This is a genomic window from Novosphingobium sp. YAF33 (assembly GCF_052113265.1).
Taxonomy (GTDB): Bacteria; Pseudomonadota; Alphaproteobacteria; order Sphingomonadales; family Sphingomonadaceae; genus Novosphingobium.
On sequence record NZ_JBFRCW010000013.1, the window covers coordinates 91,279 to 109,665 of the forward strand.

At 66.1% G+C, this 18,387-nt stretch carries 14 protein-coding genes; 13 read left to right on the forward strand and 1 reads right to left on the reverse strand.

Annotation, left to right across the window (positions count from 1 at the left end; genetic code table 11):
* The first annotated feature begins 102 nt into the window (after nt 1-102).
* From AB4Z00_RS21955 to AB4Z00_RS21965, 3 genes are all read left to right on the forward strand, one after another.
* On the forward strand, nt 103-2,451 hold the full coding sequence (locus tag AB4Z00_RS21955) for a TonB-dependent receptor domain-containing protein (RefSeq protein ID WP_132265509.1): 2,349 nt from the start codon (nt 103-105) through the stop codon (nt 2,449-2,451).
* Nucleotides 2,452-2,521: 70 nt separating this feature from the next.
* Entirely contained in the window at nt 2,522-4,639 is a 2,118-nt protein-coding gene (locus AB4Z00_RS21960; protein WP_442047242.1) for a phosphocholine-specific phospholipase C, read from the forward strand.
* Between the two features lie 340 nt (nt 4,640-4,979).
* On the forward strand, nt 4,980-6,347 hold the full coding sequence (locus tag AB4Z00_RS21965) for a DUF5690 family protein (RefSeq protein ID WP_442047243.1): 1,368 nt from the start codon (nt 4,980-4,982) through the stop codon (nt 6,345-6,347).
* Here AB4Z00_RS21965 and AB4Z00_RS21970 read toward each other — a convergent pair.
* Nucleotides 6,307-7,518 carry an MFS transporter gene (locus AB4Z00_RS21970; protein WP_442047244.1) on the reverse strand — a complete coding sequence of 404 codons (1,212 nt, stop codon included), beginning with the start codon at nt 7,516-7,518 and terminating at the stop codon, nt 6,307-6,309. The two genes, AB4Z00_RS21965 and AB4Z00_RS21970, sit on opposite strands and share 41 nt — an antisense overlap.
* A 380-nt stretch (nt 7,519-7,898) precedes the next feature.
* On the opposite strand from AB4Z00_RS21970, the gene AB4Z00_RS21975 reads away from it, so the two are divergent.
* The 10 genes from AB4Z00_RS21975 to AB4Z00_RS22020 all read left to right on the forward strand — a co-directional run bounded on the left by AB4Z00_RS21975 (nt 7,899) and on the right by AB4Z00_RS22020 (nt 18,347).
* Nucleotides 7,899-9,125 (forward strand): CaiB/BaiF CoA transferase family protein, encoded by a 1,227-nt coding sequence (locus AB4Z00_RS21975; protein WP_442047245.1) that lies wholly within the window; start codon nt 7,899-7,901, stop codon nt 9,123-9,125.
* Nucleotides 9,122-9,772, forward strand: a complete 651-nt coding sequence (locus AB4Z00_RS21980; RefSeq protein WP_207912925.1) for a GntR family transcriptional regulator — start codon at nt 9,122-9,124, stop codon at nt 9,770-9,772. Before AB4Z00_RS21975 ends, AB4Z00_RS21980 begins: the two co-directional genes overlap by 4 nt.
* A gap of 48 nt (nt 9,773-9,820) precedes the next feature.
* Nucleotides 9,821-10,399 (forward strand): cysteine hydrolase family protein, encoded by a 579-nt coding sequence (locus AB4Z00_RS21985; RefSeq protein WP_442047246.1) that lies wholly within the window; start codon nt 9,821-9,823, stop codon nt 10,397-10,399.
* A 176-nt stretch (nt 10,400-10,575) separates the two neighbouring features.
* The gene (locus tag AB4Z00_RS21990; protein WP_314466205.1) at nt 10,576-11,784 is read left to right on the forward strand and encodes an FAS1-like dehydratase domain-containing protein; all 1,209 of its coding nucleotides are present in this window, start codon (nt 10,576-10,578) and stop codon (nt 11,782-11,784) included.
* A gap of 10 nt (nt 11,785-11,794) precedes the next feature.
* Complete coding sequence (locus AB4Z00_RS21995) at nt 11,795-12,961, forward strand: CoA transferase (protein ID WP_442047247.1); 1,167 nt, start codon at nt 11,795-11,797, stop codon at nt 12,959-12,961.
* The gene (locus AB4Z00_RS22000) at nt 12,958-14,151 is read left to right on the forward strand and encodes a CaiB/BaiF CoA transferase family protein (protein WP_442047248.1); all 1,194 of its coding nucleotides are present in this window, start codon (nt 12,958-12,960) and stop codon (nt 14,149-14,151) included. The genes AB4Z00_RS21995 and AB4Z00_RS22000 overlap by 4 nt, the downstream gene beginning before the upstream one ends.
* 19 nt (nt 14,152-14,170) lie before the next feature.
* Nucleotides 14,171-15,046: an NAD(P)-dependent oxidoreductase gene (locus AB4Z00_RS22005; RefSeq protein ID WP_442047249.1), complete on the forward strand. Its 876-nt coding sequence runs from the start codon at nt 14,171-14,173 to the stop codon at nt 15,044-15,046.
* 25 nt (nt 15,047-15,071) lie between these two features.
* Entirely contained in the window at nt 15,072-16,034 is a 963-nt protein-coding gene (locus AB4Z00_RS22010; RefSeq protein ID WP_442047250.1) for an SMP-30/gluconolactonase/LRE family protein, read from the forward strand.
* Nucleotides 16,031-16,855: an FAS1-like dehydratase domain-containing protein gene (locus tag AB4Z00_RS22015; RefSeq protein ID WP_442047251.1), complete on the forward strand. Its 825-nt coding sequence runs from the start codon at nt 16,031-16,033 to the stop codon at nt 16,853-16,855. The genes AB4Z00_RS22010 and AB4Z00_RS22015 overlap by 4 nt, the downstream gene beginning before the upstream one ends.
* Nucleotides 16,856-16,868: 13 nt before the next feature.
* Nucleotides 16,869-18,347, forward strand: a complete 1,479-nt coding sequence (locus tag AB4Z00_RS22020; protein ID WP_132265527.1) for an aldehyde dehydrogenase — start codon at nt 16,869-16,871, stop codon at nt 18,345-18,347.
* The last annotated feature ends 40 nt before the right edge of the window (nt 18,348-18,387 follow it).

Here is an 18,387-nt window from a genome sequence, read left to right on the forward strand (position 1 = left end):
CAAAGCCACAAAATGTCACAGACCTGTAATCGGAGGCGCCTAGCTCGCCGTCAACGGCTGAATGGCCGAGGCCAGGGTGCCGCATCTTCAGGGGAAGCAGAAATGAAGACATGGATGATCGGAACGGCGATCCTCGCGATCGCTGCGGCAACGACGCAGGCGCACGCCGAGGATGCGGCGGCAGCGCCGACCGCGGAAGCGCCCGACAGCGGTGACACGGCGTCGAACGAGGACATCGTCGTCACCGGCGAGGCCGTGCACTTCGCCAATACCCGCGTCACTCCCGAGATGATCGAGCGCCAGTCGGCATTGACCAGCGTGAACGATGTCATCAACGAGCTTCCGGGCGTCTTCGTTTCGGAAGGCGATGCTTTCGGTTCGTCGGACTGGGCGACTTCCATCTCCATCCGTGGCTTCACGCAGATCGGCACCACCATCGACGGTCTGCCCAACGGCGGCTCGGGCTATGGCGGCGGCTCCAAGGCGAACCGCTACATCGACGTTCTGGACTTGCGGACGGTAGAAGTGTCGCAGGGCACCGCCGACATTTCTTCGCGCTCCAACGAAGCGCTCGGCGGTACACTCAACTACGTGACCTCCGATCCCGAGAACGACTTCCGCGTTCGCCTTTCGGGCGCAGCGGGCGATTATGGCGCGCAGAAGTTCTATGCCCGCGTCGATACCGGTGAATTCGCACCCGATACCCGCGCCTACATCAGCGCCTCGCACTCCAAGGCGCACGACTGGATCGGCGGCGCCGGCAAGACCAGCCGCGACCACCTGAGCGCCAAGATCACCAGCACGCTCTCCAACGTCAATCTGACCGGCTTCCTGTCCTACGACGATGCCGACGAATCCGAATTTGGCTCCGTCTCGCTGGCGCAGTTCGAGGCCGATCCCGACCACGACGTCTATACCGACAACTGGACCGGCATTCCCTATATCGACCAGAACTACCGCGCCGGTTCGCGCGCACTGCGCAAGAACCTGTTCGGCTATCTGCGCGGAAAGGTCGACCTGGGCGAAGTGAAGCTCTCGCTGACCGGTTACTACCACCGGATGCGCGGCCGGGGTGACTGGCTTCCGCCCTATCTCGTGGATGTGACCGCAGATGGCGCCGGGGCGACCGAGAGCGAATATGCGGGCGGCTCCACCGTGATCGGCGGCAGCGCGCTGGGCCAGGTCTATTTCCTCACGCCCACCGGCGCTGCGGCGACCATGATCGCAGGTTGCACCGGCACGGCCGGCATCCCGGCCCAGTATTCGCCGAGCTGCTATGCCGCCGATGCCACCGGCGCGATGTCCTACCGCCACACCCACTACGAAAACGACCGCGTCGGCTTCACCGCTGACGCCGATTGGACCCATGATTTCGGCGCGATCACCAACACCCTGCGCGCAGGCGCCTGGTACGAGAACGTCAATGCCAACCAGGTTCGCGACTGGCACCGTGTAAAGAACCCGCTGCTCGGCCTGGCCTATGACACGACGCCCTACTGGGTCCAGTTCAGCACCGACTACGACACTAACGAATTCGTCTATTACGCGCAGGACGCCGTGACTTACGGCAACCTCACGGCGGCTTTCGGCATCAAGCAGTACTTCCTGAAGCAGACGCGGGCCGAGCTGTTCGATGATCAGGTCAGCACCGGTATCACCTCGCATTCCGATCCGCTGATCTCAGCGGGCCTGACCTGGAAGGCGCCGATCGACGGGTTGGAATTCTTCGCCGGTTATGCGCAGAACTTCTCGGCCATCAGCAACGGCGTTCTGGGCGAATCGCAGGAAGTGATCGATCGCATCAAGCCGGAAACGGCCGACAGCATCGAAGTGGGCGCCCGCTACAGCACGCCGCGCGTCCAGGCCTCGATCACCGCTTACGACATCAAGTTCGACAACCACATCGTCTCGATCTCCTCCAACCTGGTCACCGGCATCGACTATCTGGAGCAGCAGGAAAGCGTCTATCTCAACGTCGGCGGCGTGCGCAGCCGCGGCGTGGAGGCGGCGCTGGCCTATCGCCTGCCGATGGGCCTGATGCTTTCGGGCAGCTACAGCTACAACCACGCCGTCTACATCGGCACCGGCAATGCCGAGCAGGATGCGGACGTCGGCATCACGCCGGGCGTTCAGGTCGAAAGCTCGCCGCGCAACATGTGGGTGCTCTCGGCCGACTACAAACGGGACTTCTTCAAGGCCGGTCTCTCGACCAAGTTCGTCGGCGATCGCTTCATCGATACCGTGGGCGGCGAAGTGGCGCAGTCCTACACGCTGCTGGGCGGCTATATCGGGGTGGACCTTGCCGACTTCTCGGACAAGCTGCGCGGCATGGCGGTGACGCTCCAGGCGACCAACATCACCGACAAGCGCTATCTGGGCGGCGGCGGCGGCGGCGCGGCTTTCCTCGGCGCACCGCGCACGGTAACCGCATCGCTGACGTTCGACTTCTGAACTGAAATTGCAGACCGGGAGTGTGGCGGCTGCAAAGCCCCATGCTCCCGGTTCTCCCTGAGGATACTCGATGGCCGATCTCTCCCGCCGATCGCTTCTTGCCGGAGCTGGAACCGCCATGCTGGCAGGTCTTCCGGCGTCCATCGCCCGCGCGGCGGCCATCGCGCCCGAGGTGCGCAGCGGAACGATCGCGGATGTGGAGCATGTGGTGATCCTGATGCAGGAGAACCGCAGCTTCGATCATTATTTCGGCACCTTGCGCGGCGTGCGCGGCTTTGCCGACCGCCTGCCGATCCCGCTGGCCGCGCCGGATTCCGGTGCAGGACCGGGCACGGCGACGGGCGCTGCGAGCGGCATGGGCGGCGAACGCAAGGTCTGGCAGCAGCAGGACCGTCATGCCGCCGGCGGCGCACGGATGGTTGCGCCTTTCCATCTCGACACCCGGCGCGAATTCGATCTCATGCGGGTGGAGAGCACGCCGCACACCTGGCCGGATGCTCAAGCCGCCTGGAACGAGGGCCGCATGGGCAACTGGCCGGAGGCGAAGCACCAGCGCGCCATGGGCCACTATCGCCGCGCCGACATTCCCTTCCAGTTCGCGCTGGCGGAAACCTTCACCATCTGTGACGCCTATCACTGCGCGATCCAGACCGGCACCAATACCAACCGCCTGTTCCTCTGGAGCGGCACCAACGACCCGCAGGGTCGGGCGGGCGGCCCTGCCATCGGCAATTCGCACGATGAATTTCCGGAAAAGGGCGGTGCGGCCGACGACTATCTCTGGACCACCGTGCCCGAGCGCCTCCAGGCGGCGGGGATCGACTGGCGCATCTACCAGGACATGGCGGACAACTTCACTGACAATCCTCTGGTCGGCTTCCGCGCCTATCGCGAGGCGCACCGGGGCAAGGGCGATCCGGCCCTGAAAGAACGGGCCCTCACCACCCAGGCGCTAGACCAGCTGCGGTCCGACGTGGTGGCAGGCCAATTGCCGCAAGTGAGCTGGATAGTTGCGGACGCGCGCAGCAGCGAGCATCCCGGCCCCTCCAGCCCGGCACAGGGCGCGGTCTATACTTCCCGGGTGCTCGATGCCCTGACCGCCAATCCGCGCGTCTGGGCGCGCACGGTCCTGCTCGTGATGTTCGACGAGAACGACGGGTTCTTCGACCATGCGCCGCCTCCCGCGCCGCCTTCGCGCCTGTCAGACGGGACAGTGCTGGGCGCCTCCAGCGTCGACCTCGCCGGTGAATATCATGAGCGCTCCGCCCCCGGCGAGGCGAAGATCGACCTGCCGGAACTCCGGGGGCGTCCTTATGGCCTTGGCCCGCGCGTGCCGATGTATGTCGTTTCGCCGTGGAGCCGTGGCGGCTGGGTCAACTCGCAAGTGTTCGACCATACTTCGGTGATCCGTTTCCTGGAGACGCGCTTCGGCATTCACGAGGCGAACATTTCGCCCTGGCGCCGTGCCGTGTGCGGCGATCTGACTTCCGCTTTCGACTTCACGGCGGCAGATCGCGACCCGTTCGGCCCCCTGCCGGACCCCGGTGCGGACGCCCTGCGCGCCGCGGCCGTGGGACGCCAGCCCGATCCGGCCGCGCCGCCCACGGACGAGATGCTCTGGCAGGAGCCGGGCCTCAGGCCCTCGCGCGCTTTGCCCTACCGGCTGGAAGTGTCCGACCGGTTGGGCGAAAGCGGGATCCTCCTGCAATTCTCGGCTGAGGGTGCGGGCGCCGTTTTCCACGTCTACGATCGGCACGCGCTTTCGGCTCCACCTCGCCGCTACACCGTGAGCGCTGGCCAGGCGCTGGACGGTCGCTGGGGCTGGAGCGCATCGGGGGGCTACGATCTCTGGGTGCTGGGGCCGAACGGCTTCCACCGCCACTTCGTGGGTCACCGCGACGATCCATCGCCGGACCTGACGTGGCGGCTTGGCGGGGCGAGCCTGTCCTTGCGGTCCGCTGCGCCGAAGGCGGCCGGTCTGCAGGTCCTGTCACTCGGCCTGAAGGGAGAGCGCAAGGAAGCGGCGCTGAAGGGCGGCCATGCCCGCCTGTCCTTGCGCGAAACGCGCGGCTGGTACGATGTCACCGTCACGGCCGCGCAGGGCAGCCTCTGGCAGCGCCGCCTTGCCGGACGGCTCGATGCGGTTGGTCAGGCGACGACCAGCGATCCCTTCACGCCCTTAGAATAAGCCGTTCGAACAGAGCGTCCGCCGCGGCGTCCATCACCTCTCGGCAGCAGAGACCGTTGCCGCATGTCACCGTGGTGACGTGCGGCGCAGGCATGGGGGCAGCCGTCGCCATTGGCGAGCGAGTCGCAGGTGCCGCAACCGGTGCTTTCTCGCTAGGAGGTCGCAGGATGCCCGGAATTGTTGCCGAATGTCGGAAAAGGGCGAAGCTTCGGGCACCTTCGGCGTGCCCATGCTGCGGCATCCCGGAACACTTCGGCGCGATATCGGGCTTGATCGGGCACGCCACATGAACACGTTGGCGGCGGAGCGAATGCCGACCTGGAGCGGCCCGGATGCACCCATGAAGACGCGGCCCTCGCTGGGCCAGGCACTGGCCCGGGGGCCTTCTTGGATGCTGGCGCTCTACGGGGGACTGGCCAGTTTCGCGGCCTATTTCTCCATGTATGCCTTCCGCAGGCCCTTTACCGCCGCGACATATGCGGACGTGCCGGGCTGGGAGGGCGTGGTGGATTTCAAGGTCGCGCTCGTAATCGCGCAAGTGGCCGGATATGCGCTCTCCAAGTTCATCGGGGTGAAGGTCGTGTCCGAGATGGCGGCGACCCGCCGCGCCGGCGCCATCGTCGGCCTCGTGGCGTTTTCGTGGGTAGCGCTGGTGCTGTTCGCGGTGCTGCCGCTCTCGTGGAAAGTGCTGGCGCTGTTCCTCAACGGCTTGCCGTTGGGCATGATCTGGGGCCTGGTCTTCGGCTATGTCGAAGGACGGCGCACCAGCGAAGTGCTGGCATCCATCCTTTGCGCCAGCTTCATCGTCTCGTCCGGCGTGGTCAAGTCGGTCGGCCTCTGGCTGATGACGGCCATGGACATCAGCGAGTTCTGGATGCCCGCGGCGACGGGACTGGTGTTCTTTCCGGTGCTGCTCGTCGCGGTCGTCGGCCTGTCCCAAATGCCGCCGCCCAGTCCGCAAGAACAGGCCGAACGCATGGCCCGCCCCCCGATGGCCGCCGCTGCGCGCCGCGAATTCCTGCGCGATTACGGCCCCGGCGTGGCCTTTCTGGTGCTCGCCTACGTCCTTTTCACCGCACTGCGAGACTTGCGCGACAACTTCGCTGCCGAGATCTGGAGCGAACTGGGCTATGCGGGCGTTTCCGAGGTCTTCACCGCCAGCGAGCTGCCGATCGCGGTGGTGACGCTGACGATCCTCGGCAGCCTCGTGATGGTGCGGGACAACCGCCGGGCTCTGATGGCGGTGCATGTCATCGTCATGGCCGGCGCGCTGCTGATCGGACTTTCCACCCTGGCGTTCCAGCTCTCGTGGATCGCGCCCCTGCCGTGGATGATCCTTTCCGGTCTGGGGCTCTACCTGGGTTACGCGCCCTTCAACGCCATGCTGTTCGACCGGCTGGTCGCGGCCAGCCGAAGGGCGGGGACAGCGGGGTTTCTGATCTACGTGGCCGATGCCTCGGGCTATGGGGGCAGCGTCGCGCTCACGCTGCTGCGCAACGTCCCGGGCGTTTCGCTGGACTGGCTGCACTTCTTCATCTGGCTCGCCTATGCATCGTCCGCCGCTTGCCTGGCGATGATGGCAGCCTCTGCCTGGTACTTCCGCGTAAGGCTGGGGCAGGGCGGGAAAGCCGTGCGCGCTGCGCCGCGGGAGCGGGCTGCTGCGTTCGTCAGGCCGGAACCGGCTCGCCCGGCGGGCTGTTCGGCATGAACAGCAGAAGGATCGCGCCCGCCAGGACCGCCACGCCGCAGAACGTCAGGAACGGCCCGAAACTGCCCCCGCCGCGCAAGGTCAGGCTGAGTATGATCGCACCCGTGGAAGCGGCGCCGGCGATGATGGCCGTCATCATGCCCATGACCGTGCTGTAGACCTGCACCCCGAAGGCGCGCGCGACCAGGTAGCTGATGAGGTCGCCTTCGGCCCCGATGGTCAGGCCGATCAGCACGACGCCAAGAGCCACGATGGCCGGCGATGAAAGCGGGGATGCCATCACGAACAGGCCCACGGACGAAAGCGCCATGGCTGCGAAGGCCACGAGGTGTGCGGGGAGCCGGTCCAGCGCCAGCCCGCAGGCGAAGCGCCCGGCAAGCGTGCCGCTCGCAAATGCGGAGATCATGACGGCAATGCCGCCCGCGCCGACACCCTTGTCTAGCAGCATGAGGTTCAGCTGCGTGAGCGCGATGATCTGCGGGAGATTGCAGAGCAGCATGGCGCTTGCCAGCACCCAGAACGCCCGGTTGCGGAATATGGCCGGATAGTCCTCACGCGCGGCGCGGCGCGTGACCCCGGCCCCGCCGCCACGCTTTTCCGAAGGCATCAGCACCAGCGCCAGTCCGCCAAGCAGCGCGGAGACCACGGCGACCAGGACATAGCCGGCCCGCCAGCCCTGCGCTTCCACATACTGGTTGAGCAGCGGCGCGGCCAGCACGCCCATCGCGGCCGGTCCCGACGCCACAATCGCCAGCGCCACGCCCCGGGCATGGACGACATGTTGCACCACCACCCGGCTATAGACGGTGGCCGTGGTCGTGATGCAGATGAGGCCCATCGCCACGAACAGGGCGATATAGACGCGGATGTCGCCGTTCATGCGGCTCAGCAGGCCGTATCCGATCGGGCAGGCGATCACGCCGACAAAGGCCGTGCGCCTCACGCCCACAACATCCGTAAGGCGCCCGATGAACGGGAACACCAGCACGCAGACCAGCGTGAGACTGCCGACCGCAGCGAACTCGGCCTTGGACCAGCCGAATTCGCGCAGCAGGTGCGGGGCCATGATGCTGGTGATATAGCTGGTGATCGAATAGCCCGAGCTGAGGCCGATGACGGCCGCCAGCAAGGGGCGCCACTGGGCGCGGAGTTCCTGAAGGTATGCCGGCATCTTCCCTCTCCGAAACCCGTATCAGTTCGCCCGGAAGGCTGTGCACACGGCTCAGACCACCGGCATTATCGGCAAGGGTTTCGCTCATCGTGCAGGATGCATCAAGCGACCGCGTATCAGCCCGGCGATATGAGGAGCGAACACCTAAAATTGACGCCAAACCGGTGCGAGAGTGCAGGTTCGATCATATTCCGTGCAGTACTTGCCATCAACCCGTCGACCATGGAATGGTCTGGGGATGCCGAATATCCGCGCGCAAAATGGTGCCATAGCCGTCCATGCGGTCCGCTGTGGCGATATCGGCAGTGGCGAGATTTCAAACGCAACGAACGGGCCTGCCTCACCTTGATGTAAAATGCATTATCTATAGACGATTGCCCATGAACACATCTTTCATGCCTCTTGCCGGCAAGCGCGTCCTGGAGCTTGGGACCATGATCGCGGCCCCTTTTGCCACGCATATCCTGTCGCAGATGGGCGCCGAAGTCATCAAGATCGAGCCGCCCGCAGGCGATACCACGCGGTCGCTGGTTCGCGGCGGACCGTCGGGCACGATCATCGCCTACAGCCATTCCAAGCGGGCGATCTGCCTCGACCTGACCACGGAGGAAGGCAAGGACGTCTTTCGCAGGCTGGCCGCGAGCGCCGATGTTGTGATCCACAATCTGGCGCCTTCGGCGGCCCGCAAGCTGGGTGTCACCGCGGACGATTTCCTCGCGGAGAATCCTAGGGGGATCCACGTCCACATCAAGGGCTATGCCCATGGCCCGCAGGCGGACGACCTCATGACGAACCCGATCGCCGAAGCGGCGACGGGGGCGATGGACGATCACCGGGTGGACCAGCGGCCCACGCGTTTCGGGCCGTCCTACCACGACCAGTTCGCGGGAACTTACGCCGTCATCCGCGTGCTGGGCGCGCTGCTCGATCCCGAAGCGCCGGAAGCCGCGCGCCGGATCGAGATCGGACTCTACGAGACCGGACTTCATCTGGCGGCTCGCGACCTGGCCGGAATGCAATTGAAAACGCAGCTTCTGGGCCGCCTTGAAAAGGAGGGCGGGGGCGAGTTCTCGATGCCGGGTTATGGCGCCTATCTCACGGCGGACGCGCGCTGGGTCTATCTGTTGATCCTGACCGACGCGCATTGGGCGAAGCTGACCCGCGCATTGGACATGCCGGAAGACGGCAGTCCCGACTACGCCAGGCTGCGCGATCGCAAGAAGGCGCGCGATGTGGTGGAGGCAGCCGTACAGGCGGCAGTGGCCGGTTTCGATTTCGAGGACATATCCGCTCGGCTGCGCAATGCGGGCATCGGTTTCAACGAAGTCATGCCGCTGGAGCGCGTCCTGGATGCGCCGCAGGCGCGGCAGCCGGGCAAGCTTCGATCGCTGGATTTCCGCGGGTTGGACTTCGAGGTCCCTGAATTTCCGGGTCAGCCGCAAGTTGCGTCCAATCTCCCGCCGCCCGAGATCGGCGAACATACCACCACGCTTCTGGAGGAACTCGGGTACGGGGCGGCGGAGGTGGAGAACCTATTGTCATCGGGCGCTGCCAGGGCCTATCAGGCCGGCGATTTCGCCTGGGCGCCGGTACGGGACAAGAGATGACGGACAAGATGATGCATTATCGCACGAAAGAGGAGCAAGTCGCCGATTTCTTGCGTGAAGGCATCATCTCCGGCCGTTTTCCGCGCGGGGCCAGGCTCAAGCAGCAGGAAATCGCCACGATGCTGAACACCAGCATCACGCCGGTCCGCGAAGCGCTCAAACTGCTCGCGGCCGAGGGGTACGTCCTGGGCGACAATTACCGCGGCGCGACCGTGGCCCCGTTCGATATCGAGGCTTCCAGTGAAGTGCTGGCGCTGCGCATTCTTCTGGAAACGCAACTGGTTCGCGGCGCGGTGGCATGCGTGACGAGCGAGGATATCGCCGAATTGAAGGTGCTGGCGGACAAGTTCGCCGCGGCGTTCGAAGCCGGCGAGAACGAGGCGGTGCGGGCGGCCAACTATCGTTTTCATCATCGTATGTTCGAAATCGCCCGAATGCCGCAGACCCTGCATTTCGTGCAGATCCTCTGGGCGCGCTATCCCTTCGATTTGATCAATCGCCTCAAGGGCCGCGTCAGCCGCGCGGCCGAGGAGCACGACGAATTGCTGGCTGCGCTTATCGCCGGGGACACCGCCACGGCCATGCTGGCTACCCGCCAGCACATCGAGGCCGGCTTCAACGAATTGCGCCGTTCGGTGGCGGGCTGAGGTCCGCCCGCTCTATTCCATCATCCTCAGGCAGGAGTTCCACGTCCCATGAAAACGCTTTTCCTCGTCATGGACATGTTGAACGATCTCGTCGCCGAAGACGGTTTCAGCGCCGGGAGCTACGGCGTTCAGGTGGCGGAGCGCAAGGTTCTGCCCAATACCGCAGCTGCTCTGGCGGCGGCGCGAAGCGCAGGGGCGCGGGTGGGTTACGTCCGGATCGGGTTCTCGGCAGACTACCGGGAAGCACCTGAAAACTCGCCGATCTTTTCCGGTGCCCGCCAGAACGGCATCTTCAAGCTTGGCAACTGGGGCGCCGAAGTCCACGAGGCTTTGGCGCCGCGCGAGGGCGACTTCGATATCGTGAAGCACCGTGTCAGCCCCTTCTACGCGACCTCGCTCGAGGCGATATTGCGGGCGCTTCGGATCGAACGATTGGTGCTCTGCGGCGTCTCCACCAACGGTGTGGTGCATTCGGGCGCGCGCGAGGCTCACGATCGGGATTACGAGGTGGTGATCCTGGAAGACTGCTGCGCCGGCGCGACAATGGAGGAACACGCTCATGCCCTGGCCTGCCTTGGCCGTTACGCCCGCATCGTGCCCAGCACCGCCTTCAACTGGGCGGAATGACGGCCGCCGGATCGGCGGAAGATCCATAGAATTGCGGAAATAGGCCTCTAACGCTCCAGCGATCATGCTTGTGGCCTACCTTGGTTGACGTGGACTCATGATGCGCTCCTAGATAATGCATTATCCATCAAATGCAGCCGGCAGCGAATGCGCTTGCCGCGATAGGGAGCCCAGCGATGACGGTGGAGTTGAAGGAAAAGGAAGTCGGCGGCGCGCCGGCGGAAGGCAAAATCACCCCCGAGGCGATCAAGGCGGCCGAAAACATGATCGGCATGCAGTTGCGCCCGGAGGGGCCTTATCTGCAGGACGCCACGGAAGACACGATCCGCAACTTCGGCAACGGCATCGGTGACCTCAACCCGCTTTACCGCGATCTGGAGAGTGGCCGCCTGACGCGCCACGGTTCGATGCTGGCGCACCCGAACTTCCCCATGGCCTTCGGCTGGGTCGGCCGCACCCGCTGGGGTCTGCCCGGCGTCCATGGCTTCTACGCCGGCAACGACTGGGAACTGTTCCGCCACATTCGCCCCGGCGACCGTATCAGCGCGATCGAGCGCGTGGTCGGCGTCGAAGTGAAGGAGAGCCAGTTCTCCGGGACGCTCGTGCTGCAATATGTCGAGGCGACCTATTTCAACCAGCGCGGCGAACTCGTCGCCAAGGCGCTGGGCACTTGCACCCGGCACGAGCGCAAGGCGGCGCGCGATGCGGGCAAATACGCGGACATCAAGACTCACGAGTATACGCCGGAAGAGTTCGACCGGATCGACAACGCGATCCTCGATGAGGAAAAGAACATCCGCGGCGGCAATGTACGCTACTGGGAGGAAGTGCAGGAAGGCGAGCAGCTTCCCGAGATCGTGCGCGGCCCGCTCAGCCTGATGGACACGATGGGCTTCCTGGTCGGCTGCGGTCGCGGCCACACCCACGGCGTGATCTTCAAGAACGCGGTGAAGCATCCCGGCCACTTCTTCCGCAATCCCGAGGCGGGCGGCGGCATCGAATATACCGGCATCGGCCACCACCGCGAGTCCACCGCGAAGGAAGTGGGCGTCCCCGGCGTCTACGATTACGGCCCGCAGCGTTCATCCTGGATGGCGTCGATGGTCACCAACTGGATGGGCGACGCCGGTTTCCTCAAGCGCATCAAGACGCGCATGAGCCGCTTCAACACCATGGGCGACTGCACCTGGGCGCGCGGCACCGTGACGCGCAAATATATCAAGGACGGCTATGCCCTGGTCGATATCGAGATCAAGGGCGAGAACCAGCGCGGCGAACTGACCACGCCTGGCCTGGCGACGGTGGTGCTGCCATCGCTCGATCCCAACACCAAGGTCTTCGTAGACGGTTCGGGTCTCGATCTCGAACTGCCGGTCGTGCGCTGAGGCAGGGGCAATGGCGGGGCAGGAAGATCAGGCACCGCTGGCAGGCATAAGGATCGTCGCCATCGCCCAGGGCGTGGCGGCGGCCTATGCCGCACGGCTGCTGGCAACCATGGGCGCGCGCGTCCTGCTGGTGGAACCGGCCGGCGGCTCGCCGCTGCGCCGGGAGCCGCCCTTCCTCCCCGGACCATCTGGCGAAGAGACCGAGGTGAGCGCACTCTTCGCCTATCTGGCGGCGGGCATGGACAGCGCGGTGATCGATCTTGCGTCTTCATCGGGACGCGAGGCTCTGGACCGGCACCTGGCCGAAGCGGACATCTTCTTCGACGATACGCCGCCAGACGAGCGCGCGGCGGTGGCTCTCGACGAAGCGGGCATTGCTGCGCGGTTTCCCCGCCTGCTGCATGTCTCGGTGCTGCCCTTCGGCGCACAAGGTGACAAGGCTGGCTGGAAGGGCGCCGACCTGATCGTCCAGCACGCGGGCGGCGAGGGCAACCTGCTGCCGAACGGGCTTGCGGTCGAAATGTTTCCCGGCCGCGCGCCGCTCAAGATCGGCGGTCACTTCGGGGAGATGCAGGGCGGCATCGCCGCGGCTCTCGGCGCGCTTTCGGCGCTTTGGGCACGACCGGAGGCGGGCGGGCAGGCCGTCGATATATCCAGCCAGGACGCGATGCTGGCGGTGGGCGCTTTCGCCATCCAGCGCCTTGGCGACGGTTCGGTGGAGCACCGGGTGGAGCGCAGCTTCCGCTACGGCGGGGTGATCCCCTGCGCCGATGGTCACCTTGAACTGTTGACCCTTGAGCAGCGGCAGTGGGATGGCCTGGTGCGGCTGCTCGGCAGCCCCGATTGGGCGACGGACCCTGCCCTGGCAAGCAGTATCGAGCGTGGGCGGCGCGGGCCGGAGATCAACCGGCATATCCGCGAATGGGCCAGCGTGCGGCGCGTGGACGACATCGTCGCCGAGGGGCAGAAGCTCGGTGTGCCCCTGGCGCGCTACAAGTCGCCCGCGGAAATCCTCTCGGGCGAACAGGAAGCGCATCGCGGCCTGTTCCAGTCGATTGACATGGGAGGCGCGGGCCTGCTCGATGTCCTTGTTTCGCCGTTCCATTTTGGCGGCGCGGCGCTTTCGCTGCGAAGCGGGCCGCCTGCATTGACCGAGATGCTGGAAGTGACGCCGTGAGGCCGCTGCAGGGCATCCGCATCGCCGACTTCACCGTGCACAATGCCGGTCCCTTCTGCACGCACCTGCTTTCGCAGCTTGGCGCCGAAGTCATCAAGATCGAGAGCGCCATGCGCCTCGACGCTTTTCGCAAGCCGCACCCGGTCTATGGCCGCGAAGGGCCGGCGACGTTCGACCAGGTGGCTTCGAACAAGCTGTCCGTCCGCATCAACCTCAAGAAGGCCGAAGGCGTCGCCCTGGCCAAGCGCATCGTCGCGGCCAGTGATGTCGCCTCCGAGAGCTTTCGCCCCGGCGTGATGGACCGGCTCGGGCTTGGCTATGCCGACCTTTGCGCGGTGCGCGAGGATATCGTGATGCTGTCGGTCTCGTCCTCGGGGCAGAGCGGCCCGGATTCGCACTTTGCGGGTTATGCGCCGCTGTTCGGCGCCTGGGGCGGCCTTGGCGAGCTGACGGGTTACGCGGATGGGCCGCCGGTGGAGATCCGCCACGTTATGGACCATACGGTCGGCATGAATGCGGCAGTCGCGCTGATGGCAGCACTGCATCGCCGCCGCGCGAGCGGGCAGGGCGTTCACGTCGACGTTGCCGCACGCGAAGTCGCCGCTTCGCTGGTCGGCGATCTGCTCCTGCTGGCGGCGGCAGGCGGCGCAACGGCGCGGATCGGCAATGCCCATACCCGCATGGCGCCGCACGGCGTCTATCCCGCTGCCGGGGAGGACCGCTGGCTGGCGGTTGCGGTGGAGGACGATGCGGCCTGGGCTGCGCTCTGCGGGGTGATGAAACGACCGGACCTTGCTTCGGACCCCCGCTTTGCGGACGGCGCCTCGCGCGTTCGGCACCGCGAAACGCTGGACGCATTGGTCTCGCACTGGAGCGCCGGTGTCGAGGCGAACGCGGCGGCCGAGCAGCTTCAGCACGCCGGCGTTGCCGCCCATGCCTCCTGGACCACGCCCGAAATCGCCGCGGACGCGCACTTGCGGCAGCGCGGAGCGATCGTTTCGGTGGCGGAGCCGGACGGTACGCTGCGCGCGGCAGTCGGCGTCCCCTTGCGCCTTTCCAAGGGGGAGGACATCGGTATCCTGCGCGGAACCCCTCGGCTGGGGGAGCACGAAGACTACGTTTACGGCGAGATCCTGGGCATGGGGCGCGCCGAGCGTCTCGCGCTCGAGGCGGCCGAAGTGATCCACTGATCGCGGGATGAGGATGGACATGAGCGAGACAGCAAGCCTGGGCTTCATCGGCCTTGGCGTCATGGGCAGCGGTATGTGCGCGAATGCCGTGAAGAAGCACGGCGCGCCGCTCCATGCCTTCGACATGAATGCCGAGGCGCTGCGGACGCAAGTCGATGGCGGCGCGCGGGGCGCCGCTTCAGTGGCGGAAGTGGCGCGCGCGGCCTCGGTCGTGTTCCTCTCGCTCCCCGGCGGCAAGCAGGTGCGGGCGGTCTGCGCGGAAATCGCGGCCCATGCCGCGCCCGGGACGGTGGTGATAGACCTGTCCACCACGGCCGTGGCCGAAGCGCGCGACGTTGCGGACTTGCTGGCTGCAAAGGGCATCGCTTTCGCGGACGCGCCGGTGGCGCGCACGCGGCAGGCGGCCATCGACGGTACGCTCTCCATCATGGTCGGCGCCGATCCGGAACTCTTCGCGCGGATCGAGCCGCTGCTGCGCTACATGGGCTCCGACGTCACGCATTGCGGCGCGGTGGGCTGCGGGCAGGTGGTCAAGCTCATCAACAATACCCTGTTGTTCGAGCAAGTGGCCGCACTGGCGGAAATGTTCGTGGTGGCAGAGCGGGCGGGGGTAGCGCCTGCCAAACTGGTGGAGGCGGTCTCGCTGGGCTCGGGAGACAGCTTCGCGCTGCGGAACCACGGGCTCAAGGCGATGGTCCCGCGGGCCTTTCCGGCAAAGGCCTTCCCGATGGCCTATACGCTCAAGGACCTGGGCTACACGATCGAACTGGCCGAGGAGATGGGCGTCGAGCCCCGGCTGCCGCGCCTGGCCGCCGAATACTACCAGGCGGCAATCGACCAGGGCCTCGGGGAGAGTTACTTCCCCGGCGTGATCGAGGTGGTCGACCGCAGATAGCGGCGGCCGGATGGGAGAGAGCCCGATGCAGGAACGCAAGCTGGACTACCGCGTGGTCACGGAGGGACTGTTGTTCCCCGAAGGCCCCATCGCAATGGACGACGGCTCGGTGCTGGTCGTCGAGATCAAGGGCGGGCGGTTGATCCGGGTCTGGCCGGATGCGCGCAAGCAGGTCGTGGCCGAGCTGGGCGGCGGTCCCAACGGCGCGGCGATCGGCCCGGACGGCGCCTGCTACGTCGCCAACAACGGCGGCTTTCACTGGCTGACCGAGGACATCTTCGACACCCGTGGCTATATGCGGCCCCACGGCCGCGCGCACGATTATGCGGGGGGATCGATCCAGCGGGTCGATCTCGAGACGGGCGAGGTCACGACGCTCTACACCCAGTGCGACGGCGTGCCGATCAACGGCCCCAACGACATCGTCTTCGACGCGAATGGCGACATGTGGTTCACCGACCACGGCAAGACTTATGGCCGCGTCATGGATAGCGGCGCCGTCTACCACGCGGCGGCGGACGGTTCGTGGATCCGGCAGGCGATATTCCCGATGGTGACCCCCAACGGCGCCGGACTCTCGCCCGACGAGCGCACGCTCTATGTTTCGGAGACCGAGACCGGCCGCCTCTGGCGCTGGCCGATCTCCGGGCGCGGCGAAGTGTCGAAACAGGCATGGCCCTCCCCCAACGGCGGGATCCTGCACGGCCAGGCGACCGGCTACCAGCGCTTCGATTCCATGGCGCTGGAGGCCAATGGCAACATCTGCGTCGCGACCCTGGTGACCGGCGGCATCAGCGTATTTTCACCCGAGGGGGAGAAGCTGGAATATTGGCAGGGGCCGGAGCCCTACTGCACCAATATCTGCTTTGGCGGCCCCGCCATGAAGACCGCCTGGATCACCGTTTCCGGCCGCGGCCTGCTGATCGCGGTCGATTGGCCGCGCCCCGGCCTGCCGCTGCTGCACCAACGCATGGGAGTTACCGCTTGAGCGTCTACGAAGACTGGGTCGGCCGCAGCCAGACCGCGACCGACGTGCTCGATCCCGCCCGCAGCAATGCGCTCGACATGGCGCTGGGCGGCGCGGGCGCTCTGACGGCGGGCGATGCGCTGCCCTTGCTCGACCACTGGCTGCACTTCTGGGACGTGAAGCCGCCGGCCGCGCTGGGCACGGACGGCCATCCGGCCAAGGGGGGCTTCCTGCCGCCCGTGCCGCTGCCGCGCCGGATGTGGGCGGGAGGACGCCTGACGTTCCTCCAGCCGCTTCACCTCGGCGAAACCGTCACGCGTACTTCGACGATCACGGCCATCACTGAAAAGGTCGGGAAAAGCGGCACGCTCGTCTTCGTCACCGTCCGCCACGAACTGGATGCCGGAGGCGGCATCGCCGTCAGCGAGGAGCAGGATCTGGTCTACCGCGATCCCGCGCCCGGCGTCCTGCCGCTGCCGGTCGCGGTACCCGTGCCGGATGCGGCCTGGGCGGAAACGGTCGCGCCCGATCCGGTGCTGTTGTTCCGTTATTCCGCGCTCACCATGAACGGCCATCGTATCCACTACGACCGGCCCTATGCGATGGGCGAGGAAGGCTATCCCGCGCTGGTCGTCCACGGTCCGCTACAGGCGGCGCTCCTGATCCGACTGGCGGGCAAGGCACTTGGCCGGCCTGTCACCGGCTTCGATTTCCGCGGGCAGCAACCTGCCTTCGACGGCATCCCCCTGCACGTCTGCGGCAACGTGACGGACCAGGGCGGCGAATTCTGGACCCAGCAGGGCGAGGCGAAGAACATGATCGCCACCGTGCGCACCACCTGACCGGGAGAAGACGATGACCGAGACGTACCAGCTCCATATCGACGGCCAGTGGCGCGCGGCTGCCGATGGCGGCACGCTACCCGCCATCAATCCCTACGACCAGTCGATCCACGCCCATATCGCCGTCGCCACGGCCGAGGACGTCGAGGCCGCCATTGCCGCGGCGCGGCGGGCTTTCGATAGCGTCTGGAGCAAGACCACCCCGGGTGAACGGGCGAAGCTGCTCAACCGCGTGGCGGACCTGCTCGACGCCGATGCCGACCGGATGGCGTTGCTGGAAACCACCGACAACGGCAAGGTCATTCGCGAGACCCACAACCAGATGGGCTATGCCGCGCGGATCTTCCGGTACTATGCGGGCTGGGCCGACAAGATGCACGGCGATGTCGTTCCGCTGGACCAGAAGGACACGCTCGATTTCGCCATACGCGTGCCTTACGGTGTCGTGGCCTGCGTGACGGCGTGGAACTCTCCAGTGGCGATCCTGACGAACACGCTGCCGGCCGCTCTGGCTGCGGGTAATTGCGTGATCCTCAAGCCCAGCGAACATGCGTCCACCACCACGCTGGAAATGATGAAGCTGTGCGAGAAGGCAGGCTTTCCGGCAGGCGTGGTGCAGGTCGTTACCGGCGCGGGCGACGTGGGCGCGGCGCTGACGGGCAGCAGGCTGGTCGACAAGGTGAGCTTCACCGGCAGTCCGGGCGTCGGCCGCAAGATCGCGGCGGTGGCGGGCGGGAACCTCAAGCCGGTGACGATGGAACTGGGCGGCAAAAGCCCCAACATCGTGTTCGACGATGCCGATTTCGACCGCGCCCTGATCGGCGCGCTCGCGGGCATTTTCGGTGCGACCGGGCAGACCTGCATCGCCGGATCGCGTCTCCTGGTGCAGCGCGGCATTTACGAGCGCATGGTCGAAGGCCTTGCCGCGCGGGCGGCGCAGATCCGCATGGGTGACCCGCGCCTGCCCGAAACGGAAATGGGCACGGCGGCGAACGAGCCGCAGTTCGACAAGATCCTCTCCTTCATCGCAGCGGCCAGGGGCGACGGCGCCCGCCTTGTCGCCGGCGGCGGCCGGGCCGAGGGGGCGGGGCTGGAGAAGGGCTTCTTCATCGAGCCCACCATCTTTGCCGACGTGCGCAACGACATGAAGGTGGCTGCCGAGGAAATCTTCGGCCCGGTGCTGTCGATCATCCCCTTCGACGAGGAGGAGGAAGCCGTCTCCATCGCCAATGATACGCCCTATGGGCTGGCGAGCGGGGTCTGGTCGCAGGACATCAATCGCTGCCTGCGCATGATGCGTGCCGTGCAGTCTGGCGTGCTATGGGTGAACACCTACCGCGTGGCCGCGCCGCAGGCGCCCTTCGGCGGAATGAAGGACTCCGGCTTCGGCCGGGTGAGAGGCGAGGCGGGGATCCAGGAATTCCAGCAGACCAGAAACGTGTTCATCGATTTTTCGGGCGACCGGCGCGATCCCTTTTCCATGAAGTTCTGAAAATCTACCCGCGCCTGCCGCGATCCGCTCCTTGACATTG